Source organism: Bradyrhizobium yuanmingense (assembly GCF_025200905.1).
Lineage (GTDB): Bacteria > Pseudomonadota > Alphaproteobacteria > Rhizobiales > Xanthobacteraceae > Bradyrhizobium > Bradyrhizobium yuanmingense.
Window position 1 is genome coordinate 6,314,042 of record NZ_CP104173.1, and the last position, 22,890, is coordinate 6,336,931.

General features: G+C 65.5%; 19 protein-coding genes. 2 read left to right on the plus strand and 17 right to left on the minus strand.

Features of this window, described 5'->3' with window-relative positions:
- Position 1: 1 nt before the first annotated feature.
- From N2605_RS29245 to N2605_RS29275, 7 genes are all read right to left on the minus strand, one after another.
- A complete protein-coding gene (locus N2605_RS29245; protein ID WP_109142491.1) occupies positions 2-1,000 on the minus strand; it encodes a TRAP transporter substrate-binding protein in 999 nt (332 codons plus the stop codon).
- A gap of 32 nt (positions 1,001-1,032) precedes the next feature.
- Complete coding sequence (locus tag N2605_RS29250) at positions 1,033-2,691, minus strand: hydantoinase B/oxoprolinase family protein (RefSeq protein ID WP_225126338.1); 1,659 nt, start codon at positions 2,689-2,691, stop codon at positions 1,033-1,035.
- Positions 2,692-2,693: 2 nt separating this feature from the next.
- On the minus strand, positions 2,694-4,778 hold the full coding sequence (locus N2605_RS29255; RefSeq protein ID WP_260344250.1) for a hydantoinase/oxoprolinase family protein: 2,085 nt from the start codon (positions 4,776-4,778) through the stop codon (positions 2,694-2,696).
- A gap of 140 nt (positions 4,779-4,918) precedes the next feature.
- Positions 4,919-5,740, minus strand: a complete 822-nt coding sequence (locus N2605_RS29260; RefSeq protein WP_260344251.1) for an NAD-dependent protein deacetylase — start codon at positions 5,738-5,740, stop codon at positions 4,919-4,921.
- A gap of 74 nt (positions 5,741-5,814) precedes the next feature.
- Positions 5,815-7,614, minus strand: coding sequence for a cation:proton antiporter domain-containing protein (locus tag N2605_RS29265; RefSeq protein WP_225139275.1), 1,800 nt, complete (start codon positions 7,612-7,614; stop codon positions 5,815-5,817).
- A gap of 131 nt (positions 7,615-7,745) precedes the next feature.
- The gene (locus tag N2605_RS29270; RefSeq protein ID WP_260344252.1) at positions 7,746-8,582 is read right to left on the minus strand and encodes a glucose 1-dehydrogenase; all 837 of its coding nucleotides are present in this window, start codon (positions 8,580-8,582) and stop codon (positions 7,746-7,748) included.
- Between the two features lie 70 nt (positions 8,583-8,652).
- The gene (locus N2605_RS29275) at positions 8,653-9,966 is read right to left on the minus strand and encodes a uracil-xanthine permease family protein (protein WP_260344255.1); all 1,314 of its coding nucleotides are present in this window, start codon (positions 9,964-9,966) and stop codon (positions 8,653-8,655) included.
- A 126-nt stretch (positions 9,967-10,092) separates the two neighbouring features.
- Here N2605_RS29275 and N2605_RS29280 point away from each other — a divergent pair, with 126 nt between their 5' ends.
- Positions 10,093-11,427 carry a dicarboxylate/amino acid:cation symporter gene (locus tag N2605_RS29280; RefSeq protein ID WP_036021811.1) on the plus strand — a complete coding sequence of 445 codons (1,335 nt, stop codon included), beginning with the start codon at positions 10,093-10,095 and terminating at the stop codon, positions 11,425-11,427.
- A 192-nt stretch (positions 11,428-11,619) separates the two neighbouring features.
- On the opposite strand, the gene N2605_RS29285 is transcribed toward N2605_RS29280, so the two are convergent.
- From N2605_RS29285 to N2605_RS29330, 10 genes are all read right to left on the minus strand, one after another.
- Complete coding sequence (locus tag N2605_RS29285) at positions 11,620-13,233, minus strand: ABC-F family ATP-binding cassette domain-containing protein (RefSeq protein ID WP_225139276.1); 1,614 nt, start codon at positions 13,231-13,233, stop codon at positions 11,620-11,622.
- Between the two features lie 171 nt (positions 13,234-13,404).
- The gene (locus N2605_RS29290; protein ID WP_028138431.1) at positions 13,405-13,752 is read right to left on the minus strand and encodes a RidA family protein; all 348 of its coding nucleotides are present in this window, start codon (positions 13,750-13,752) and stop codon (positions 13,405-13,407) included.
- Positions 13,753-13,765: 13 nt separating this feature from the next.
- The gene (locus N2605_RS29295; RefSeq protein ID WP_225146430.1) at positions 13,766-14,887 is read right to left on the minus strand and encodes an NAD(P)/FAD-dependent oxidoreductase; all 1,122 of its coding nucleotides are present in this window, start codon (positions 14,885-14,887) and stop codon (positions 13,766-13,768) included.
- The gene (locus tag N2605_RS29300; protein WP_225146429.1) at positions 14,884-16,302 is read right to left on the minus strand and encodes an FAD/NAD(P)-dependent oxidoreductase; all 1,419 of its coding nucleotides are present in this window, start codon (positions 16,300-16,302) and stop codon (positions 14,884-14,886) included. Before N2605_RS29300 ends, N2605_RS29295 begins: the two co-directional genes overlap by 4 nt.
- The gene (locus tag N2605_RS29305; RefSeq protein WP_025034065.1) at positions 16,299-16,595 is read right to left on the minus strand and encodes a (2Fe-2S)-binding protein; all 297 of its coding nucleotides are present in this window, start codon (positions 16,593-16,595) and stop codon (positions 16,299-16,301) included. Before N2605_RS29305 ends, N2605_RS29300 begins: the two co-directional genes overlap by 4 nt.
- Positions 16,596-16,626: 31 nt before the next feature.
- Positions 16,627-17,763: an NAD(P)/FAD-dependent oxidoreductase gene (locus N2605_RS29310; protein WP_036021801.1), complete on the minus strand. Its 1,137-nt coding sequence runs from the start codon at positions 17,761-17,763 to the stop codon at positions 16,627-16,629.
- Positions 17,764-17,771: 8 nt separating this feature from the next.
- Entirely contained in the window at positions 17,772-18,578 is an 807-nt protein-coding gene (locus N2605_RS29315) for an ABC transporter permease (RefSeq protein WP_225146428.1), read from the minus strand.
- A complete protein-coding gene (locus tag N2605_RS29320) occupies positions 18,575-19,450 on the minus strand; it encodes an ABC transporter permease (RefSeq protein ID WP_225174957.1) in 876 nt (291 codons plus the stop codon). Before N2605_RS29320 ends, N2605_RS29315 begins: the two co-directional genes overlap by 4 nt.
- Positions 19,447-20,487, minus strand: a complete 1,041-nt coding sequence (locus N2605_RS29325; RefSeq protein WP_225146426.1) for an ABC transporter ATP-binding protein — start codon at positions 20,485-20,487, stop codon at positions 19,447-19,449. Before N2605_RS29325 ends, N2605_RS29320 begins: the two co-directional genes overlap by 4 nt.
- A gap of 23 nt (positions 20,488-20,510) precedes the next feature.
- Entirely contained in the window at positions 20,511-21,545 is a 1,035-nt protein-coding gene (locus tag N2605_RS29330; protein ID WP_260344260.1) for an ABC transporter substrate-binding protein, read from the minus strand.
- Between the two features lie 273 nt (positions 21,546-21,818).
- Between N2605_RS29330 and N2605_RS29335 the strand changes: the two genes are divergently transcribed.
- The gene (locus N2605_RS29335; RefSeq protein ID WP_260344261.1) at positions 21,819-22,718 is read left to right on the plus strand and encodes a LysR substrate-binding domain-containing protein; all 900 of its coding nucleotides are present in this window, start codon (positions 21,819-21,821) and stop codon (positions 22,716-22,718) included.
- Positions 22,719-22,890: the final 172 nt, after the last annotated feature.

The following is a 22,890-nucleotide window of genomic DNA, read 5'->3' on the forward strand; positions in this document are numbered from 1 at the left end:
CTCAGCCGCGCTTAATTTCGGCGAGATAGGCCCGCACCGGCTTGTCGGCCGCCGGCACGCGCTTGAGGAAGGCATCCAACTGCGGCGCGGTCTTGGCCCGGATGTCCTTCATCATGGCGTCCGAGACCGGCACCACCTCCATGCCGCCCTCCTTGAGGCGGTTGAGGCTGTCGACATCGGCCTTGAGCGAATTGGCCCAGAAGCCGGGCTCCATCTTCGCCGCGATGTCAGCGACCAGCTTCTGTTGATCGGCGCCAAGCGCCTTCCAGGCATCGAGATTGACGGTGAGCATCTGCGACGACCAGACATGGTTGGTCGGGTAGACGTATTTCAGGAACTCCCAGAACTTGCCGTCGACGCCGGACACCGACGAGGTGGACACCCCGGCCACCGCGCCGGAGGCGAGTGCGGGAATCGTTTCGCCCCAGGGGATCATCACCGCCGCCATACCGATGGCATTGAGCATCTCGACCGCATTCTTGTCGGGCACGCGGATCTTGATGTTCTTGAGGCCCTCGACGTCGGCGACCTTCGCCTTCAGATGCAGATATTGCGTCGGCCACGGCACGATGTAGAGTATCTTCTGGTTGTTGCGCGCGGCGATCTTCTCATATTCGGGCCGCACATATTTGTGCAGCACCTTGAGCTCGTCCACGGAGCCGCAGAGGAAGGGGATGCTCTCGACGCCCATGAAGGGCTCGTCGCCGACCTGCTGGATGTTGAGGACGTCGGCGAGCGGCACCAGGCCGTCGCGCACGGCCCGCAGGTGCTCGGGCCCCTTGAAGCCGAGCTGGCCGCCGGCCTTCACGGTGATGGCGACCGCACCATTGCTTTGCTTCTTCACTTCCTCCGCGAAGGCCATCGCGTTCTGGGTGTGGAAATTGCCGTCGGGCCAGACCGTCGACATATCCCAGCTCGTTGCCGCCCGGGCGCGAGTCGAGATGTGGCCGGCGGCGAGCAGCGTTGCTGCGCCCACAGTGAAGTTCCGTCGCGTAATCATTATCCCCTCCGTTTACCGAGCGCGCTGATGCATCAACGCGCGTACCCATAGACCTTGACTGCGTTCTCCGAAGACACGAGACCGCTTGCGACGTCGTCGTTGACGGCCGCGCGATCGCGCTCCCTGGGATCGCCGATGCCGGCACCGCCGGGCGTCAGCACCACCAGCCGGTCGTCCGGCGGCACCTGCTGAAAGCCCTTGCCGCGCAGCTTCTTGCCGGATTTGAGACCGACATAGCCGGCCTCGCCGTTCTGGCCGCCGTCCCGCCCGCGCGGCGGGTGGTCGATGCGGTCGAACGCGGCGAGGATGTCGAACGGCGCATCGACCCCGCTGCCGACTTCGATGATCTGGCCGAGGCCGCCGCGGGTGCGCCCTGCCCCACCGGAATCCGGGCGCAGCTCCTTGCGCCAGAAGATCAGCGGCGTCTGCGTCTCCGCGATCTCGACCGGCGTGCCGCGCACGCCGCTTGGGTAAGCGGTCGCCGACAGCCCGTCCTTGCCGAAGCGCGCACCGGTGCCGCCGTTGGAGGTGACTGCCATCGAGAACCCGTAATTGCCGCCGGCGCCGGAGCGGGTCTGGCCGCGCACGTTGAGATTCCACAGGCAGGAGGTGCCTTCCGCAGGCACGCGCTCGGGAATGATCTGGCGCAGGCAGCCGAACACGACGTCCGGCAGCATCTGGCCGATGACGTGGCGCGACGCCACGGGCGCCGGCTTCGGCGCATTGAGGATGGCACCGGCCGGCGCAGACACCGTCAGCGGCGAGAGCGAGCCGGCATTGTTGGGGATCTGCGAGGCGACGACGCAGCCGAGGCCGAACACGGTATAGGCGGTGGTGTAGGACAGCGGCACGTTGATGCCGAATTTTGACGCGGCGGACGTGCCGTCGAAATCGACGTGGATGCCGGTATCTGAGATGGTCAGCGTCGCCGCCAGCGTCACCGGGGCATCATATCCGTCGACCACCATGGTGTTGCGCCAGCTGCCCTTCGGCAGCTTTGCAATCTCGGCCAGCACGGCCTCGCGCGAGCGGTCGCAGATGTAGTCGCCGAGCTCGTCGAGCGTCTCGATGCCGAACTCGCTCATCATCTCGACCAGGCGCTCGCAGCCAACGTCGTTGCAGCCGGCGAGCGAATAGGTGTCGCCCTCGGTGTCGATCGGAAGCCGCGTATTGGTGCGGATCATCGCCATCAGCGTCTCGTTGACGACGCCCTGGTCGATCAGCTTCAGCATGGGGATGTATAGCCCCTCCATGAACACGTCGGTGGCATCGGGCCCGAAGCCGATGCCGCCGATGTCCATGAGATGGCTGGTGCAGGAGAACAGTGCGACGACCTTGCCGTCCTTGAAGCAGGGCGTGGTGACGACGAAATCGTTGAGATGACCGGTCCCCATCCAGGGATCGTTGGTGATGTAGGCATCGCCCTGCTTCATCGTCTCGATCGGGAAGTGAGCGATGAAGTGCTTGACCGATTCCGCCATCGAGTTGACGTGGCCGGGCGTGCCGGTCACCGCCTGCGCCAGCATCCGCCCCCTGAGGTCGAACACGCCGGCCGAGAGGTCGCCGCATTCGCGCACGATCGGGCTGAAGGCGGTGCGCAAGAGCACCTGCGCCTGCTCCTCGACCACGGCGATCAGCCGGTGCCACATGATCTGAAGGTCGATCAGGCTCGCGCCATTTGCCTTGCTCATGATCAGGCCGCCTTTCGTTCCATGACGATGCTGCCGGCACCGTCGATATGGGCGTCGAAACTGGTGGAGACGAAGGTCGAGGTTTCGTCTTCCGCGATCACGGCGGGGCCTGCGATGGTCGCCCCTGGCGCCATGTCCTCGCGCCGATAGAGCGGGATCTCGATCACTTCGCCGGCCCGGCCGTCGAAGAATTTTCGGCTGCCGGACGCCTTGGCCGCGGGCTGGCGCGCCACGGAAGCGACGGCGGGCGGATTGCGCGCCTCGGTGGTCGCGAGCACCGACCAGCTCAACACCTCGATCGCCGCGCCCGGGATCGGTCGCTCGAACATCGCCGAATAGTCGGCCTCGAACTTTTGCCGCAGACCGGCGAGATCGGCCGTCGTCAGCGGACGGTTCGGCAGCTCGACGGTGATCTCGTGGCCCTGGCCGACATAGCGCATGAAAGCCGCGCGGCGCTCGCGCACCGGCGCGCCGGCCGCGCCCGGCTCGACCAGCGCGCGCGCTTCGGTCGCCATGTCCTGCAGCAGATCGGAGACCGCCTCGGTGTCGAAATCATCGAGGCGCACGTGACGGCTGCGCACCAATTCATACGCGATGGGAGCCGCCAGAAATCCGACCGCCGAGCCGACGCCGGCGTTCGAGGGCACGATCACGCGGGAGACGCCGATCTTCTCGGCAACGCGCGCCGCATGCAGCGGCGCGGCGCCGCCGAAGGCGATCAGCGTGTGCTGGCCGACCACCGCGCCGCGCTCGACAGCGTGCACGCGCGCGGCGCTCGCCATGTTCTCGCAGACCACCTCGTGCACGGCATAAGCCGCTGTTTCCGCCGACAGGCCGAGCGGCGCACCGACATCGCGCAGCAGCGCCTGTTTCGACAGCTCCGGATCGAGCTTGATCGTGCCGGCCGCAAAGGCGTCAGGATCGATCATTCCGAGCGCAACGTCGGCATCCGTCACCGCGGGGCGCTGACCGCCGCGGCCATAGCAGGCCGGTCCCGGCTCCGACGAGGCGCTCTCCGGGCCGACGGTGACGCGCTTCATCGCGTCGACATGGGCGATCGAACCGCCGCCGGCGCCGATCTCGACCATTTCGATCACGGGGATGCGCACCGGCAGGCCGGAGCCCTTGAGGAAACGCGCGGCGCGATCGACCTCGAACACGCGCGAGGTCTCGGGCTGGTATTTCTCGATCAGGCAGATTTTTGCGGTGGTGCCGCCCATGTCGAAGGACAGCACCTTGCTCTCGCCAAGACGCGCCGCGATCTGCGCCGCGAAGATCGCGCCGCCGGCCGGCCCGGACTCGACGAGACGCACCGGAAAGCGCCGCGCGGTCTCGATCGAAGTGACGCCGCCGCCTGAGGTGACGAGGTAGATCGCGCCGCGGAACTGCTCGACCTGCAGGGCGTCGGCCATGCGGGCGAGATAACCGTCGATCAGGGGTTGCACATAGGCGTTCGCGACCGCAGTCGATGTGCGCTCATACTCGCGAATTTCGGGACAGACGGCGGAAGACAATGTGACGGAGATGCCGGGCATCTCCTCGGCCATGATCGCCGCTGCGCGTCGCTCGTGCTCGGGATTGGCGTAGGAGTGTAGGAAGGCGACCGCGACGCTCTCGACGCCGAGTTCACGCAATTTCGGCGCGAGCGCGCGCACGGCCGTCTCGTCGAGCGGGAGGCGGACGGCGCCGTGGGCGTCGATGCGCTCGGGCACGGTGAAGCGGAGGCCGCGCGGCGCCAGCGGCTTCGGCTTGTCGATGCTGAGATCGTACTGGTCGTAGCGGCTCTCGGTGCCGATATCGAGCACGTCGCGAAAGCCTTCGGTTGCGATCAGCGCCGTCTTGGCGCCGCGCCGCTCGATGATAGCGTTGGTCGCAAGCGTCGTGCCGTGGATGAAGACGTCGATATCGCTGATATGCGCGCGCGCATCGGCAAGAATGAGCCGCATGCCGTCCAGCACCGCCTGCTCGGGCCGCTGCGGCGTCGTCAGCACCTTGCGGGTTTTGCGGTCTTGTCCCACGTCCAGCACGATGTCGGTGAACGTGCCACCGATATCAACGGCAAGCCGCACCTCGGCTCCCTCGAGCATTCCAATTTCTCCGTGCTGATCGTCAAGTTCGGGTCCAAAAGCACAGCAATTCCCGTGCCATGAGGCATGCCTGCAACGCTGTGCCCGGCTATTTTGCGCGGCACCTATGCAATAGGCAAGGCGTGTTCGCGCCTGAGCGATCAGAGCAGGAATGCAAGCGCCGCTTCACAGCGCTCCTCAACCTTCAGCGTCAGGAGATCGTCGGCGCGCGTGCGGCCGAGATTGACCGCGGCGATGGGGATATTGCGCCGCGCGGCGGCTTGGACGAAGCGGAAGCCGGAATAGACCATCAGTGACGAGCCGACGATCAGCATGGCATCGGCTTCTGCCAGATGATCCTGCGCCGTGGCCACCACCTCGCGCGGCACGTTCTCACCGAAGAACACCACGTCGGGCTTGAGGATGCCGCCGCAGGCTTGGCAAGGTGGCACCTCGAAGGAGGAAAAATCCTCGTGCTCCAGATCGGCGTCGCCGTCGGGCGCATCCGCGGCATCGAGCGTCAGCCATGCCGCATTGGCGCGGCCGAGCGCGTGCTGAAACTCCTCGCGCGGCGTCTTCGCCCCGCAGCCCATGCAGCGGACCAGATCGAGCCGGCCGTGCAGGTCGATCACCTGCCGATGGCCGGCCGACTGATGCAGCCGGTCGACGTTCTGGGTCAGCAGCATCCCGCACCGGCCGTTCGCCTCGAGCCGGGCCAGCGCGCGATGCGCATCGTTGGGCCTCGCCCGGCCGAACCGCCGCCAGCCGATCAGGCTGCGCGCCCAATAGCGCCGGCGGGTCTGCTCGTCCGACATGAAGGCCTGGAAGTTGACGGGCTGGGTCCGCTTCCAATTGCCCTGGCTGTCGCGATAGTCGGGAATCCCGGAATTGGTGCTGCAGCCGGCGCCCGTCAGCACGAACAGGCGTTCGTGCCGGCCGATGAAATCCTGGAGCGGAGGTTTTGCCGGAGGGGCATTCGTCATGGCGCATGATGTAGTTCGCGCCGGCCCGTTTTGCCAGATGACGACAATCCCGGCGCATGGCGGCCGCATAGCCGCTATCGCGGCGACCGCCGTCCCGTGAGATCGAGCGGACGAGCTTTCTCTTGTCCCGCGATCCGCGCGGCCTGCTGCAGCGTCAGCCTGAACTCGTCCCGCTTCTCGTGCACCGAGGCGATCGCATGCCCGACTGCAACGCCGAGGCCGACCAGTGCGGCTTCGGAGAGCTGCAGGCTCGCCTCGATGGTTTCCGGCACCGCATCGGTTGCGCCGATCGCGTAAAGGTGCCGGGCATGATCGGCGTCCCGCGCACGCGAGACGATCAGCACGTCCGGCCGCACCGCCCGGATCCGCTCGACGACGGCATCGATCGCCGGCCGCGACTGGATGGTGATGATCACGCCGGTCGTCTGCATCAAGCCGCAGGCTTCGAGGAAACCCGGCTCTGTCGCATCGCCAAAATAGACCTTGTGACCGTCGCGGCGGTCGCGCGCCACGTCGACGGCCGCGTGATCGACCGCGATGTAGTTCAGGCCATGGCTGGTCAGCAGGGAGCAGACGACCTTTCCAACACGGCCATAGCCGACCACGATGGCTTGCGCCCGGTCGCCGGGCGGCCGGACCGCGAGTTCGGGATCGGGCGTGCGTTCGCTGCTCAGCTTCGCGGCCAATCGTCGCCCGAGCATGCCCAGAAGCGGCGTCAGGGCCATCGTCACGGCGGTGACGGCGACGGCAAAGCTCGACACGCGGGGCTCGATCATGCCTCCGGCCGCCGCCATTCCGATGCTGACGAAGGCGAATTCGCCGACGGGGCCCAGCAGGAAGCCGATCTCGATCGCCGCGGGCCATGACAGCCTGAAGAGGCGCCCCAGGATGATCAGCACGATCGCCTTGCCGACGAGAATGCCGACGACGGCGGCCAGCAGCCAGCCGGGCTCGCGCAGGAACACACGGACGTCGATCGCCATCCCGACTGTGAAGAAGAAGATGCCCAGCAGCAGGCCCTTGAACGGCTCGACGGTGGCCTCGATGGCCTTGCCATATTCGGTTTCCGCCAGCATCAGTCCTGCAACGAAGGCTCCGAGCGCCATCGACAGGCCAGCCTGGTGGGCGGCAAGGCCTGCGCCGACGATGACGAACAAGGTCGCGGCAACGAACAACTCCGTCGAATGGGTGCCTGCGACCATCTGGAAGAGCGGACGGATCAGCAGCCGTCCGACCAGAGTGAGGAAGGCTACCGCCAGCACAGCCTTCAGGACCGCACTGGAGATGTGCGCCACGACCGAGCCACCGCTTCCCGCGCCGAGCACCGAGACGAAAACCAGAATGGGGACGACTGCGAGGTCTTGAGCCAGCAGCACCGAGAAGCTGGCGCGCCCGGCCGAGGTGGAAAGCCGCCTCTCGGCGGACAGGAGCTCGAGCACGATCGCCGTCGAGGACAGCGCAAGGCTCGCGCCGAGGATCACGGCCGTATCGGAGCTCTGCCCGAAGAGAAGCGCCACGCCGAAAATCATGGCCGACGTCGCGAGGACTTGCAGGCCGCCGAGCCCGAACACCAGACGCCGCATCGTCATGAGCCGTCTGAAAGACAGCTCGAGCCCGATCAGGAATAGCAGGAACACGATGCCGAGATTGGCGATACCCTCGACGTTCTGGGCGTCCGTCACGGTGAACCAGTACAGGACCGGGACGTCCTTGACGAGCGAGCCGAGCCCGAGCGGACCGAGAATGGCGCCGGCCCCGAGATAGCCCAGCACGGGATTGATGCCCCAATGCCGGACCATTGGCACCACCACGCCGGCAGTCCCGAGCACCACCAGCGCGTCACTATAGGCATTGATGTTGATGGTTGTGGTCACGGGCCCTTCACGTGTCGGCGCCCGCCAATAGCGGCAGCGCCATCCACGGTCGATAGCACACGGCGCCGCAGATCCCCAACCGGTCGCGCCCCTCTATCCCACGCGAGGCGCGCGCAACCCCAAGCCGGTTTTCAGCTTGCCCAGTTCTCCCGAAACTCTGGAAACAGCGTCAGGCCCCCGCAGGCATAGATAGTCTGCCCGGTGATGTAGCTGGCGTCGTCCGAGGCGAGGAAGGCGAACACCGCGGCGATCTCTTCCGGCGTGCCGACGCGCCCCATCGGAATGTGGGAGGTGACGACGCCGCGCTTCTCCGGATCGCCGGTCCAGGCCGCATTGATCGGCGTGTCGATCGCGCCGGGACCAACCGCATTGACGCGGATGCGCTGGCCGGCGAATTCCAGCGCCAGCGTGCGCGTCAGATTGGCCATGCCGCCCTTGCTGATCGAGTAAGCGAGATAGCCGGGTTTGGGGATGATCTGGTGAACGCTGGAGCAGTTGATGATGCTGCCGCCTGCCCCGCGCGCGACGAAATGCGCCAGCGCCTTCTGCGCACACAGCACGGCGCCGTTCAGGTTGACGTCGATGATGCGGCGATAGGTTTCGACGTCGAGCGCCTCGCTCGGCGATTCCCGCTGGAAGCCGGCATTGTTGACGAGACAGTCGAGGCGCTTGAAACGCGCCAGGACCGTCTCGAACATCGCGGCGATGTCCTGCTCATTGCCGATATCGGCCTTGACGACGATATGGTCGAGCCTGCCGTGGCCGCGATCGCTCGATGCGATTCGTGCGAGCGCGAGCGTCTCGTCCGCCCCCTCGGGACTGCCGAAATAATTGATGGCGACGGTCGCGCCTTCCTGGGCGAGCCGGATGGCGACGGCACGGCCGATGCCTTGTGAGGCGCCGGTCACCAGCGCGTACTGGCCGACGAGGCGCGAGGAAAACGGGGTCGAGCGTTCGGTTTGCGGCATGTGTTTTCTCCGGGATGCATCATCATGGATGGAACCGGCGTTTTGTTCCATCCCTCGCAGATGCCGGGATCTAGTCAGCTCGCTGCGCGCGCGGCGAGGTCAAGATCTGATAGAGGATGATCGCGCCGAAGGTCGCGGTGCCGATGCCGCCGATCGTGAATGCACCGAATTTGAGCGTGAGATCGCCGGCCCCTGCGATCAGCGCCACCGCGACCGTGATGAGGTTCGCAGGATTAGCGAAGTCGACCTTGTTCTCGACCCAGATTCGTCCGGCCATCGCCGCGATCAATCCGAACAGCACGATCGAAAGCCCCCCGATGACGGGACCCGGGATGGACAGGATGAGCGCGCCGAATTTCGGCGAGAAGCCGAGCAGGATCGACACCAAGGCTGCGAACGCAAACAGCAGGGTCGAATAGACCTTGGTCGCCGCCATCACGCCGATGTTCTCGGCATAAGTGGTGACGCCGGTACCACCGCCGCACGCCGCCACGATGGTAGCTAAGCTGTCGGCGAACAGGGCGCGGCCAAGATAAGAATCGAGGCTTCGGCCCGTCATGGCGCCCACGGCCTTGATGTGCCCGAGATTCTCGGCAGCGAGAATGACCGCAACCGGCGCGATGAGGAAGATCGCATCGGCATGGAAGCTCGGCGCAGTGAAGTTCGGCAGCCCGAGCCACGGCGCGGCCGACAATTGCGTGAAATCGATCGGCTTGCTGAAACCGAGGCCGTTCGCGAAAAGCAGGTACAAGAGATAGCCGCCGACAGCGCCGAGGATGATCGGCAGGCGGCGCCACAGGCCTGGCGCTGCAACGGCCACCACGCCGATGATCAGCACGGTGGCGAGCCCGATCCAGGTGTCGAAGGCATTGGCGCTCACTGCCTTGACCGCCACCGGCGCGAGATTGAGACCGATCGCGGCGACGACGGCGCCGGTAACGGCCGGCGGCAGCAGCCGCTCGATCCAGCCGACACCGGACCACATCACGACCAGCGAAATCAGGCCATACAGCACTCCGGCGCCGACGATGCCGCCGAGCGCAACCGACAGGTTCGGGTTCGGCCCCTGCCCGGCATAGCCGGTGGCGGCGATGACGACGGCGATGAAGGCGAAGCTCGAGCCGAGATAGCTCGGCACGCGCCCGGCGACGATGACGAAGAAGATCAGCGTGCCGACGCCGGAGAACAGAACTGCAACGTTGGGATCGAACCCCATCAACAGCGGCGCGATGATCGTCGCACCGGACATCGCGACGCAATGTTGAAGACCCGAGACGATGGTCTGGCCCCAGGACAGCCGCTCCTCCGGCATAATCACGCCCGAGGTCTTGAGCTTCCAACGTGGAAAATAACTCTGCTCGTCCGAGCCTGTTGCGATCGTCATGTTCCCACCCAAGTTCGACGCAACGACCGATGGTCGTGCCAACAGACAAAAATGTGATTGTCGCTTCTGCGGCGCCCATCACATGATGCAAATCATGCACGATCAATCCGTTCCCGAGCCTACATTATGACACAGATTGCGATCCCGTCAGCCATCCAGCGCCGGCACCAGCCCTGGTACAAGATCCTCTACGTCCAGGTGCTGATCGCGATCGCACTCGGCGTGCTCATCGGCTATGTCTATCCCGATCTCGGCAAGGCCTTGAAGCCGCTCGGCGACGGCTTCATCGCGCTGATCAAGATGATGATCGCGCCCGTGATCTTCTGCACCGTGGTGCACGGCATCTCCTCGATGGGCGATCTGAAGCGGGTCGGCCGGGTCGGGCTGAAATCGCTGATCTATTTCGAGACGGTCTCGACCGTGGCCCTCGCGGTCGGCCTTCTGGTCGGGGAGATTCTCCAGCCCGGGCACGGCTTCAACATCGATCCAGCCACGATCGACCCGAATTCGGTGGCGACCTACGTCACCAAGGCCAAGGAAGAGGGCATCGTCGCCCACCTGATGGCGATCATTCCCGACAGCTATCTCGGGGCGATCGCGCGCGGCGACCTCTTGCAGGTGCTGCTGATCTCGATTCTCTCCGGCTTCGCCATCGCCTTTCTCGGCAAGGCCGGCGAGCCCATCGCGGACGCGATCGACAAGGCGGCGAAGATGTTCTTCGGCATCATCCGCATCATCGTGCGCGTCGCGCCGATCGGCGCCTTCGGCGCCATGGCGTTCACCGTCGGCGCCTACGGCCTCGGCTCGCTGCTCAATCTCGCCGCGCTGATCGGCACGTTCTATCTGACCAGTATCCTGTTCGTGCTGATCGTGCTGGGTTCGATCGCCCGGCTCGCCGGCTTCTCGATCCTACGCTTCATCGCCTATATCAAGGACGAACTCTTGATCGTGCTCGGCACCTCGTCCTCCGAGACCGTGCTGCCGCAGATGATCCAGAAGATGGAGCATCTCGGCGCCTCACGCTCCGTGGTCGGCCTCGTCATCCCGACCGGCTACAGCTTCAACCTCGACGGGACCAACATCTACATGACGCTGGCGACGCTGTTCCTGGCGCAGGCGACCAACACCCATCTGACCATCTGGCAGGAGCTCGGCATTTTGGGCATCGCCATGATCACCTCCAAGGGGGCCTCGGGCGTGACCGGCGCCGGCTTCATCACGCTCGCTGCGACCCTGTCGATCGTGCCTGATATCCCGATCCAGTCGATCGCGATCCTGGTCGGCATCGACAAGTTCATGAGTGAATGCCGCGCGCTCACCAACCTGATCGGCAATGGCGTTGCCTGCGTGGTCATCAGCATCTCCGAAGGCGAGCTCGACCGCGACGCGCTGCACGAGACCATGGCGCATCCGCTGGAGATCGGCGAGGCGCTGGAGCCGGGTGGAGGCGCGGCATCCTAGGCCGCGCAATCGGTGGGCAGACGAAGCCTGGTTCCGATGCGGTAGTTTCCCGGAGTAGAAAATCGATGCGGCCCGCGTCACAACAATGGCGTTGGGATCACGGATTTATACTCATTTTTTTCCGCCCGACGCGCTGGGGGCAGGGCGTCGGGCTTTTGAAAATCACAGCCAGATCCAGAGCGCCAAGCGGGATCAGACGATCCCGCCATCGATGCGCGGCAAATTGGCGGCAAGTTCGATCCGCCGCGTGATCCCGATCGCCTGCAGGAACGCCTCGTCATGGCTGACGACCAGCAGTGCGCCGTCATAGGCCCGCAAGCCGGCCTCGACGGCTTCGATGGACTCGAAGTCGAGATGATTGGTCGGCTCGTCCAGGATCAGCAGCGACGGCGGCGGCTGCCCGCCCAGCACGCAAGCGAGGCCCGCGCGGAAGATTTGCCCGCCGCTCAGGCTCCCGGCGATTTGCAAGGCGGCATCGGCGCGAAACATGAACCGGGCCAGCGCGGCATGGCACTCGTTCGCACCGGCCTTCGGATTGAGACGCCGAAAATTGTCCAGGATGGAGCGCGCCGGGTCGAGCAGGCTGACCTTCTGGTCGAACAACGCGAAATCCGGCCTGAGCCGCACGATGCCCGCAAGCGGACGCAGCTCGCCCACGATGAGCTTCAGCAGCGTCGTCTTGCCGGAGCCATTGGGCCCGACCAGCGCGACGCGCTCCGGCCCGACCACCGCAAATGAGAGGTCGCGCACGACAGGCTGCTCCGGCCAAAAGCCAGCGCTGACACCGTCAAGCCAAAGCACTTCCCTCCCCGCCGGCAGGTCGGTTGCGGGCAATTTGACCGAGAGCGGCTGAAGAACCTCGATGCGCCGGCGCGCCGTGTCGATGGCTTGAAGCGCCTCCGCGCGCTGCCGCTCCGCGATTTGCGCATTCTTGCCGCCGGTGTCCTCGCTGCGATCCTTGCGGGCGCCGGCCAGGATGCGCGGCATGTCGCCCTTGGCGCGCTTCTTTCTGCCGCCGCTGTCCTTGCGCGCTTTCTTCTCCGCGGCCTCCTGCGCCCTCCCGTCGATCTCGGACAGGCGGTTCTCGGCATGCGCGAGATCGTGCCTCACAGCCGCGAGCTCGATGGCCTTCTGCGTTCGAAAGCTGCTCCAATTGCCACCATATCGCGTCGCGCCGAGCGACGTCAGTTCGACGATCGCATCCATGGTGTCGAGCAGTGTCCGGTCGTGGCTGACGATAATCGCGCCGCCGCGCCAGGCAGACAGCAGATCGGTGACGGCCTTGCGTCCGTCCTGGTCGAGATTGTTGGTGGGCTCGTCCAGCAGCAGGAAGTCAGGCGCAGCGAACACCAGCGCGGCGAGACGAACCCGCGTGATCTGGCCACCGGACAGGCACGACAGCGCCGTATCGGGAGACGGATCGAACCCGAGGCGCGCCAACGCGGCCTCAAGCCGCGTCTCGAGCGTCCAGTCGACCGCAGCGACCTCGTCGGCGGAGGCGTCGCCCCGCTCGGCACGGCGCAGCAACTCGAGCGCCGGCCGCACGCCGAACAGATCCGCCACGGTCGCGCCGGCAAGAACCTGCACGTCCTGGCGCAACAAGCCGATAGTGCCGTTGATCAGAACGCGTCCCGACTGAGGAACATGTTCGCCGAGCATCGACGCAAGCAGCGTCGTCTTGCCAACGCCGTTACGGCCGACGAGACCAGTTCGCTCGGCGCCGAGTGTCAGATCGAGGTTTGAGAAAAGAGAGCGCCCGTCAGGCGTGGACAGCGACAGGTTCGACAGGACGATTGAAGCAGGCATGGAATTCCCCGTGAGCAAGGCGGATGGGCGTTGCGGTCGGAGAGAAATCCATGGCTGCGAAGATCCTGATTGAGGAACTCTCTAACTAGTCCCATCAAAAGGCGAGATCAAGGCGCGGCTCGAGGAGACAACAGCGTGATTGGCGCTGTCGTCCTTCCTCGCCGTGCGCCATCAGCCCTTGAGCGCGGTCACCACCACCTCGATTAGCGCGCCGCCGCCGAGATCGGCGACGCCGACGGTGGCGCGGGTCGGCAGGTTGTCGCCGAAGAATTCGGTCCAGGCCGCGTCCATCTCTTTCTTCTTGGAGAGATCGGTGACGAAGATCGAGGCGCTGACCACGCGGCTCTTGTCGGTTCCCGCCTCTTTCAGATAGCCGGCGATCTTGCCGAGGATGTTGCGGGTCTGCTCGCCCATCGAGACCGAGGTGTCGTCGGCGATCGTGCCGCCGAGGAAGACGAAGCCATTGGCTTCGACGGCGCGGTGCATGATGGGCGTGCGGATGCTGCGGGTGATGCTCATGATATCCTCTTGTTTAGAGCGTGGAAGGGTGGAAGCGGTCGATGCCGAGTTCGCCGATACGGGTCTGGGTGCCGCCGTTGACGATCAGTTCCGCCATCACGGCGCCGGCGCCAGGGCCGAGCTGGAAACCGTGCAGCGAGAAGCCGAACTGGTGATAGAGGCCCTTGTGACGCGAGCTCGGCCCGAACACGGGAATGTCGTCCTTCATCTTGGCTTCAATGCCGGCCCAGGCACGGACGATGTTGGCGCTGCGCATCACCGGAAACAGCTCGAACACGGTCTGCGCACTGGTCGCAAGGCTCTTCCAGTCCAGCACCGTCTCGTTGCGATCCTGATAGGGCGTCGCCAGATGGCCGCCACCGATCAGCACGGTGCCGTTCTTGAACTGCTTGAAGGACAGCTTTCGACCACGCAGGATCACGACGGGGTCGATGAAGTGCGGCACGCGCGAGGTGATCATCAGCATCGGCGCCACGGTTTCGACCGCGACGGGCTCGCCGAGATGAGCCGCGATCCTGCCGGCCCAGGCGCCGGCAGCATTCACCAGCACCGGCGCGGCAAAGCTCTCCGACCCGGCATCGACGTGCCAGAGGCCGTCACGGTGCCGGATGCTGCCGGCAGCTACGCCTTCGCGCACAGTTGCGCCCAATTGCTCGGCCTTGCGGCGGAACGCCGTCGTCGTCTGCGCCGGATTGGCCGCACCGTCACGCCGAGAAACCACACCGCCGGGACAGGTCTCGGCCACCGCCGGCACCAGCCGGCGCAGTTCGGCGGCGTCGATCAGCTCCTCGTGGGTGAAGCCCAGCGCATTGAGCTCGGCGACGCGCGCGCGGCAGAGGGCGAGTTCTTCCTCGTTCTCGGCGACCAGCACCTGGCCGTAGCTCTCGAAGCTGCAATCGTCGTCGACGAGATCCGTGATCTTCTCCCAGATGTCCATCGAGCGGATCGACAGCGGAATCTCGGGAATGTGCCGCGCGAGCTGCCGGACGCCGCCGGCATTGACGCCCGAGGCGTGACGGCCGGCATAGTCCTTCTCGATCAGCACCGGCTTCAGGCCGGCGAGACACAGATGCAGCGTGGTCGAGCACCCGTGAATGCCGCCGCCAATGACGATCGCATCCACATTTGTGCTCATCCGCGCACCACAGCCTTGACGTCGGCCTCGCTCTTGGGAACGGCGGCGAGTTCGGCCAGCGTGATCGGCTTCACCGGCGCGCGCAGCCGGTAGTAACCGATCTCCTGCGGGGTCTTGCCGCGCGCCCCCGCCATCAGCTCGGTGACGGTGAGGCCGCAGAGCCGGCCCTGGCACGGGCCCATGCCGGTGCGGCGATAGGCCTTGAGCTGATTCGGCCCGGTCGCGCCGATCGCGACGGAATCGAGAACGTCCTTTGCCGTGACCTCTTCGCAACGACAGACGATGGTATCGCCTGAAGGAATCCGGAACTGCGGCGCGGGGCGGAACAGCGTGTCGAGGAACAGGCGACCACGCTCAGCCTTGGCGAGGTCGGAACGGAGCGTCGCCATTGCGGGAAGTTTTGCGGCAGAAGCGGGCGCCAGTGCTTCGACGGCGGCGCGCGCGGCAATGCGACCGCGCACCACGGCTGCACTCGCGCCGCCGATGCTGGCCCCGTCACCGGCGATCGCGATGCCGGCGACCGACGAATTGCCGCTCGCGTCGAGCACTGGCGACCAGCACAATTGCAGATCATCCCAGCGATGCTCGATGCCGGCTGACATCGCCAGATTGACGTTGGGCACGACGCCCTGATGCAGCAGCAACAGGTCCGCAGCGATGGTCTCGCGCTTGCCGCCGGCGACGTAGCTCACGCTGGCAAGCTGGCCATCACCGGAAGCCGCAAGCTCGGTGACGCCGGAGACGACCTGCACCTTCGCCCTCACCTCGCGCATCATCGACAGGCCCTTGGCGAAATAGGGCGAGGTGAGGAAGGCGAAAGCGTGCGGGAGCGCGGCGAAATAATTGCCGCGCTGGGTGGTGTCGAGGATGCGATCGATGCGGCCGCCAAGCCGCAGTATCTGCGCGGCGAGCAGCCACAGCAGCGGCCCCTGCCCTGCGATCACCGTGCGTCCGTCGGGCACCAGGGCCGAGGACTTCAGCATGGTCTGCGCCGCGCCGGCGGTCATCACGCCCGGCAGCGTCCAGCCGGGAATTGGGAACGGCCGCTCCAGCGCACCGGTCGCGAGAATCACGCGTTTCGCCTTGACAAAGGCCGAGGCGCCGCCGATCGAGACGGCGATATCGAGATTGCGGTCGAGGCTCCAGACGGTGGCGCGGTGAATGACCTCCGCATTGCTCGCGCGCAGCGACTGCACGAGATCGGCCCCGACCCAATAATCGGCGCCGAGCTGATTGCGCTCGGTAACCGGCGTCGAGGCGATGGCGCGAAACACCTGGCCACCGGGGCCGATGTTCTCGTCGAGCAGCAGCGTCGAGAGGCCGGCCTTGGCGGATGTTGCGGCAGCCGCAAGGCCCGCGGGCCCGGCGCCGATCACCACGACGTCATAGTTTTCGCGCTTGGGAGCCACGCTCATTTTCCGATCTCCCGCTTGCCCTTCTGGATTTCGATCTGCATGCCCTCGGCGACGGGCACGAGGCACCCTTGCCGGTTGCCGACGCCGTCGATGGTGACGAGGCAGTCGAAGCAGACGCCCATCATGCAATAAGGCAGACGCGGCGCGCCGCTCACCGCGGTGGAACGCCGTGCGTCAACGCCGGAGGCCAGCAGTGCGGCGGAGACGGTGTCGCCCTGGCGCGCTGCGACCGCGACGCCATCGACGAAGATCTGCACCTGTGGCCGCTTGTCCTGTTCGGATCGCTTGAACATGGGGATGCCTCTTGGCTCCTTCTCAGAATCTCTAGTAGCCGCTGCTGTTCGCAGCACCTGCGCCGCCAAAACGGCTGGCCGAGAACGCGCCGACCAGCTCCGGCTCGAGCGCGCCCTGCGCCACCATGCGCGCGATCTCGAAGGCGTGGTTGGAGGCGAGCGTCACGCCGGAATGGCAGCAGGCGACGAAGGCGCCGGGATGCGTCTCCGACTGGTCGTAGATCGGAAAGCCGTCCTGCGGCATGACGCGAATGCCGGACCAGCTCCTGACCACGTTGAGCCGCGCCAGATGCGGGAACATGCGTTGCGCGCGATCGGCCATGACGCCGCTGATCGACGGCTTCAGCGTGCGATCATCGAGCTCGTCCTCCTTGCTGTCGCCGATCATCACCGTGCCCTCGTCGGTCTGGCGGATCGTGGTCAGCGGATGCGGCAGGAACGGCATGGTGCGCTCGGTCACGACGATCTGGCCGCGAGTCGGGCCCATCGGCGCAAAGAGGCCGACCATCGGCGCCAGCGTCTGGTTGGCGTTGCCGGCGGCGAGCACGATCTTGGCGGCGCGCAGCTCGCCCTGCGGCGTGATCAGCCGAAATTCGCCCCCGCTCTTGCTGATCGCCGAGACCGGACGCTCCGGAAAATAGTCGATGCCGAACGCAATGAAGCCGGTGTGGAAGGCGCGGAAGGTGCGCAGCGAATTGACGTGGCCGTCGAGCGGACAATAGCTGCCGCCGGAGACCTCGGGGCCGATCAGCGGCAGCGCCTCCTTCACCTCGGACGGCCGCAGCATCTCCATCTTGTAGTCGGCCGCGCCGACCTGGTTGTGCATGCGCTTGACGAGCTCGGTGCGCTGGCCGAATTCGTCCTCGCCGAGCGTGAGATGAAAACCGCCGTTCTGCTGCAGGGCGACGTCGAGGCCGGTCTGCTGCTTCAGCTCGGAGGCCAGCCGGCCCCACGCCTGCGAGGCCTGCACGGTCCACCGCGTATAGGCCGGCATGCCGAGCCCTTTGCTCTGCACCCACACCAATGCGAAGTTCGCGCGCGAGGCGCGCTTGGTGATGTCGCCTTCGTCGAGCACGGCGACCTTCTTGCCGAGCCGGCCGAGGCCCCAGGCAATGGCGGAGCCGAGCAGTCCGCCGCCGACGACGGCGACGTCGTAATCTCCTGACATGAGTTCTCCTATCGTCCCGTATCGCCCTTGCCAGCGAGCACACGGTCGAGCCCGTAGAAGCGGTCGAGCAAAATGAGGGCGGCCATGGTGATTGCGATCACGCAGGCCGAGACCGACGTCACGAGCGGATCGATGTTGTCCTGGATGTAAAGGAACATGCGGACCGGCAACGTCTCGGTCCCGGGCGCAGCAAGGAAGACGGTCATGGTGAGATCGTCGAAGGACTGGATGAAGGCGAGCGCCCAACCGCTAATCACGCCGGGCAGGATCAGCGGCAAGGTCACGCGGCGGAACAGCGTCCAGCCGCCGGCGCCGAGCGAGACCGCCGCCATCTCGACCGTGCGGTCCATGCCGGTCGCCGCCGCCAGCGTCAGCCGCAGCGCGAACGGGAACACGATGATGACATGCGCGACGATCAGCGCCGCGAAGCTGCCGCCGAGACCGGCCGAAGTGAAGAAGCGCAGGAAGGCGATGCCGAGCACCACATGTGGGATCATCAGCGGCGACAGGAACAGCGCCGCCAGCACATCACGACCACGGAAGCGATAGCGCGCGATCGCCAGCGCCGCCGGCACCGCGAACAGCAGCGCCACGAGGGAGGACAACGCGCCAAGGCCGAGGCTGACCCAGAAGGCGTGAATGAATTCGGGGTAATTCAGGATCGTCTTGAACCAGCGCAGCGAAAACCCGTTGGTCGGCAGCGACAGAAAACCTTCGGGCGTGAAGGCGACGAGGCAGACCACCAGGATCGGCGCCACCATGATGATGACGAAGACGGTGTGGAAGATCAGCGCGAGCGGACCGTTCCGGCTCATCGGAACACCTCCGCATAGCGGCGTTCGATCAGTGCGTTGCTGCCGACGACGATCAGCACCAATGCGGCCAGCAGCAGCGTTGCGACGGCGGCACCGAGTGGCCAGTTCAGCGTGTTGAGGAATTCGTCATAGGCGAGCGTCGCGGCGACCTTGAGGCGGCGGCCGCCGATGATCGCCGGCGTCGCGAAGGCGCTGGCCGAGAGCGAGAACACGATGATGGCGCCCGACAGCACGCCCGGCATGATCTGGGGCATGATGATGCGGCGGATGATGGTCGCAGGGCCCGCGCCGAGCGACATCGCAGCATTCTCGATCTGCGGATCGAGCCGCTGCAGCGCCGCCCACACCGAGAGCACCATGAACGGCATCATCACATGCGCGAGCGCGATCACCACGCCTGTTTCGGTGAACATGAAGGGAATGGGGGAGCCGATCAGCCCGAGCGACATCAGCAGCTTGTTGACGAGGCCGTTGTTGCCACCGAACAGCAGGGCCCAGCCCAGCGTGCGCGCCACCACGGAGATGAGAAGCGGCCCCAGAATGACCAGGAGGAAAAAACTCTTCCAGCGGCCGCTCATGCGGTTGAGGATATAGGCTTCCGGTGCCCCGAGTAGCGCCGTGAGCAGCGTGGTCAGGATGGCGATGCGGAACGTCCGCCAGAACATCTCGGCGTAATACGGATCGGTCGCGATCTCGTGCCAGTTCTTGAGGATGAAGACCGGCTCGATGCCCTTGTACTGGCCCCAATCGTGGAACGACAGCATCACCGTCATCGCCAGCGGAATCAGCAGCACGCCGACGAACAGCATCAAGGCGGGTGCGGTCAGCACCCACGGCGCGGGCAGGCTGCGCTCCTCGGCCGCCATGCTCATGCGCCGGCCCTCACGCGAACGCTCATGTCTTCGGGCCGCCAGGTGAGGCGAACCGCGTCCCCTTCGGCCGGCTGCGCTTTGCCGTCGTTCTGGCGGATCACGATCGCCGGGCCGCATTCACTGTCGCACTGGAACAGCCAGTGATTGCCCTGGAAGATGCGCGTGATGATTTTTGCGCTGAGCCCTGTATCGCCAAAGCCGATTCTTTCGGGGCGAACGCTGACGGTGACGGGACCGCCGAGCCCAGCCGGCGCCGGTGCGCGCCAGGAGCCGGCCACCAACTGCGTCGGCGCGACGGTCCGGTCGATCGTTCCGGCAAAATCGTTGGTCTTGCCGAGGAATTGCGAGACGAAGGCCGAGGCCGGCCTTTCATAGGTCTCTTGTGGCGTGCCGATCTGCTCGATCTTGCCCTGACTCATCACCACGATGCGATCCGACAGCGACATCGCCTCGTTCTGGTCATGCGTGACCAGGATCGTGGTGGTGCCGACGGTGCGCTGGATCTGGCGCAGCTCGATCTGCATCTCCTCGCGCAGCTTGGCGTCGAGGTTCGACAGCGGCTCGTCGAGCAGCAGCACGCTGGGCTTGATCACCAGCGCACGCGCCAGTGCCACGCGCTGCTGCTGGCCGCCGGACATGCGACGCGGATGGCGATCCTCGTATCCGGCGAGGCCCACCATCGCGAGTGCGGCGCGGACGCGTTCGGACCTTTCAGCGCGCGGCACGCCACGCATCTCTAGGCCAAAGGCAACGTTCTCCGCCGCGGTCATGTGCGGAAACAGCGCGTAGCTCTGGAACACGATGCCGAGGCCGCGCTTGGCCGGATGGATCACGGTCAGGTCCTTGCCCTCAAGGCGGATCGCGCCGCGCGTCGGATCGAGGAAGCCCGCGATCATCTGCAGCGTCGTGGTCTTGCCGCAGCCGGACGGGCCGAGGAAGGAGATGAACTCCCCCTTCCCCACCGACAGGCTGAAGTCATCGACCACAGTCTGCGTGCCGAACTGCTTTGCGACCCGATCGAGCTCGAGATAGGCCATGGCGCTGTCTCCGCGGCGACCGATCAGCGTTCGACCTCGCGATTCCAGCGCTTGGTCCACTCCTCGCGCTTCTCGTTGATCACGGTCCAGTCCGGATTATAGAGCTTGGCCGCGCGCTCGCCGATCGGCGCCATCTTGCCGAGCTCGGGCGGGATCACCAGCGATTTCAGCACCGGGCCGTAGCCGTAATCCTTCAGCATCACGAGCTGGGTTTTCGGATCGAGCAGCATCTTGACGAAGCTCGCAGCCAGCGGCGAAGCATTGGGCTTATTGATCGGGCACGCCGTGGTCAGCAGCGTCGCTGCGCCTTCCTTCGGGTAGACGAAGTCGACGGGGAAGCCGGTATTGGCGAAGCTCTGCACGCGGCCGGTGCCCCATACCGCGATCACGGCCTGGCCGGACTGGAACAGCTCGGTCATCTTGCCCGGCGACGGCTCATAGGCCAGCACGTTCGGATTGATCTGCTCCTTGAAGATCTTGAAGCCGGACTCGACGTTGGTCTCGCCGCCGCCGTTCATCTTCGACAGCATCACCAGCGCTTCGAGACCGTAGGTGTTGTTGATCGGTGGAATCACGAGCTGTTTTGCGTATTTCGTGTCCTTCAGGTCGTTCCACGAGGTCGGCGGCGCCCAGCCTTTCTCCTTGAACACTTTCGTGTTGTACATCAGCCCGGTGGCGACGATGCCGATCGCAACCGCGCGATCGTCCTTGAAGCGTGCAGTGTCGTAGAGATCGGCGGGCAAGCCGTCGAGCTTGCCGCAGAAGCCGAGCTGGATCGCCTGGTACATCGGGCCATCATCGACGATGGCAACGTCGATCTGCTGGTTGCCCTTCTGCGCCTGAAGCTTGGCCAGCGTGTCGGTGGAGTTGCCGGCGACATACTCGACCTTGACCCCGTTCTCCTTCTCGAAGGCCGGAATCACCTCGTCGCGGATGGTCTTCTCGAACGAGCCGCCATAGCCGGCGACATAAAGCGTTTTCTGCTGGGCCGAGACGACCGAGGGGGCGGCAATGAGCGCTGCGATGCTGACCGCGGTCAGAAAGCGAAGAGTCTTCATATGGACCGATCTCCAATACCGGAATGAGGTGACGTGCCGACAAGTCTCCGGCCGAAGTGCCTGCCGCATTTCCTTCCGCGCCATCCGTCTCCCGACCAGGGCTCCGGCCCCTGCTCGGCGGATTTGGCGCGATCTGGAGGTTGGAAGTCCTCCAATCTGCCGAAAAAGCGGGCTGTCTCCAGCTCTGATGAAAAAGATCGCAACCTATACTTCCATCGTCCAATGAATAATGACACCCTTTGCATGCCAAAATGTTATGATTTGGATCACGGGATGGCGCGGATCAATTCGAGGCAGGTGGAGGCCTTCCGGGCGACGATGCTGACCGGCAGCGTCACCGAGGCGGCGAAGCTTATGGCGGTGACGCAACCCGCGGTCAGCCGGCTGCTGCGCGACTTCCAGGCGCTGCTCAAGATGGAGTTGTTCGAGCGGCGCGGCACCGGCCTGGTGCCGACCGCGGCGGCGATGGCGCTCTACACCGAGGTCGAGCGCTCCTTCGTCGGTCTCGAGCGCATCACTGCGGCGGCGGAAGAAATCCGCGGCCGCCGCACGGGGTCGTTGCGGATAGCCGCGCTGCCGGCGCTGGCAAACGGCTATCTACCACGCCTTGCCGGACACTTCCTGATGGAGCGTCCCAATCTGAACCTTGCCTTCTTCGGCGTGATCTCGCCCATCGTGGTCGACTGGGTCCTGAACAACCAATGCGACATCGGCTTTGCAGAGGTGCCGATCGCGCATTCCGGCCTGCCGAGCCTGCGCCTGCCCGCGCCGGCGCGGGTCGCGGTATTGCCGACAGGGCATCGCCTGGCGGAGAAAGAGGTGCTGGAGCCGCGCGATTTCGAGGGCGAGACCTTCATCTCGCTGTCGGCGGGATCGTCGAGCCGGCATCTCGTCGACCAGGTGTTTCATCGCCATGACGTCCGCCGTGTGCTCAGGGTCGAGACCACGCTGTCGGAAATCATGTGCGGCATGGTGTCGTCAGGGCTCGGCGTCGCGATCTGCGATCCCTTCACCGCGCAGGAATTTGCAACGCGCGGCGTCGTCGTGCGACGCTTCCTTCCGCGCATCGACTTCGAATTCTCCGCGGTGTTTCCGGCGCAGCGCAGCCCGTCACCCGTGGCGCTGGATCTGGTCGAGACCATGCGCAAGGCGCTGGTGGAGTTTGAGGATTAGGGCTTCGGTTCGAACAGTGCAGCTACAGGCTCGCTTCAACCTCTCCCGCTTGCGGGAGAGGTCGGCGCGTAGCGCCGGGAGAGGGTTCTCTCAACACGGGGAGTGTCCCCGATTGGAGAGAGCCCTCTCCCCTGCCCTCTCCCGCAAGCGGGAGAGGGAGCGCACCGTCTTC

What these genes read in the sequence shown, in the direction of transcription:
- N2605_RS29295 (WP_225146430.1), bottom strand. Translation starts at nt 14,887, where the DNA reads ATGAGCACAAATGTGGATGCGATCGTCATTGGCGGCGGCATTCACGGG.
- N2605_RS29280 (WP_036021811.1), top strand. Translation starts at nt 10,093, where the DNA reads ATGACACAGATTGCGATCCCGTCAGCCATCCAGCGCCGGCACCAGCCC.
- N2605_RS29325 (WP_225146426.1), bottom strand. Translation starts at nt 20,487, where the DNA reads ATGGCCTATCTCGAGCTCGATCGGGTCGCAAAGCAGTTCGGCACGCAG.
- N2605_RS29260 (WP_260344251.1), bottom strand. Translation starts at nt 5,740, where the DNA reads ATGACGAATGCCCCTCCGGCAAAACCTCCGCTCCAGGATTTCATCGGC.
- N2605_RS29275 (WP_260344255.1), bottom strand. Translation starts at nt 9,966, where the DNA reads ATGACGATCGCAACAGGCTCGGACGAGCAGAGTTATTTTCCACGTTGG.
- N2605_RS29305 (WP_025034065.1), bottom strand. Translation starts at nt 16,595, where the DNA reads ATGTTCAAGCGATCCGAACAGGACAAGCGGCCACAGGTGCAGATCTTC.
- N2605_RS29250 (WP_225126338.1), bottom strand. Translation starts at nt 2,691, where the DNA reads ATGAGCAAGGCAAATGGCGCGAGCCTGATCGACCTTCAGATCATGTGG.
- N2605_RS29315 (WP_225146428.1), bottom strand. Translation starts at nt 18,578, where the DNA reads ATGAGCCGGAACGGTCCGCTCGCGCTGATCTTCCACACCGTCTTCGTC.
- N2605_RS29335 (WP_260344261.1), top strand. Translation starts at nt 21,819, where the DNA reads ATGGCGCGGATCAATTCGAGGCAGGTGGAGGCCTTCCGGGCGACGATG.
- N2605_RS29310 (WP_036021801.1), bottom strand. Translation starts at nt 17,763, where the DNA reads ATGTCAGGAGATTACGACGTCGCCGTCGTCGGCGGCGGACTGCTCGGC.
- N2605_RS29270 (WP_260344252.1), bottom strand. Translation starts at nt 8,582, where the DNA reads ATGCCGCAAACCGAACGCTCGACCCCGTTTTCCTCGCGCCTCGTCGGC.
- N2605_RS29290 (WP_028138431.1), bottom strand. Translation starts at nt 13,752, where the DNA reads ATGAGCATCACCCGCAGCATCCGCACGCCCATCATGCACCGCGCCGTC.
- N2605_RS29300 (WP_225146429.1), bottom strand. Translation starts at nt 16,302, where the DNA reads ATGAGCGTGGCTCCCAAGCGCGAAAACTATGACGTCGTGGTGATCGGC.
- N2605_RS29320 (WP_225174957.1), bottom strand. Translation starts at nt 19,450, where the DNA reads ATGAGCATGGCGGCCGAGGAGCGCAGCCTGCCCGCGCCGTGGGTGCTG.
- N2605_RS29245 (WP_109142491.1), bottom strand. Translation starts at nt 1,000, where the DNA reads ATGATTACGCGACGGAACTTCACTGTGGGCGCAGCAACGCTGCTCGCC.
- N2605_RS29285 (WP_225139276.1), bottom strand. Translation starts at nt 13,233, where the DNA reads ATGCCTGCTTCAATCGTCCTGTCGAACCTGTCGCTGTCCACGCCTGAC.
- N2605_RS29330 (WP_260344260.1), bottom strand. Translation starts at nt 21,545, where the DNA reads ATGAAGACTCTTCGCTTTCTGACCGCGGTCAGCATCGCAGCGCTCATT.
- N2605_RS29255 (WP_260344250.1), bottom strand. Translation starts at nt 4,778, where the DNA reads ATGCTCGAGGGAGCCGAGGTGCGGCTTGCCGTTGATATCGGTGGCACG.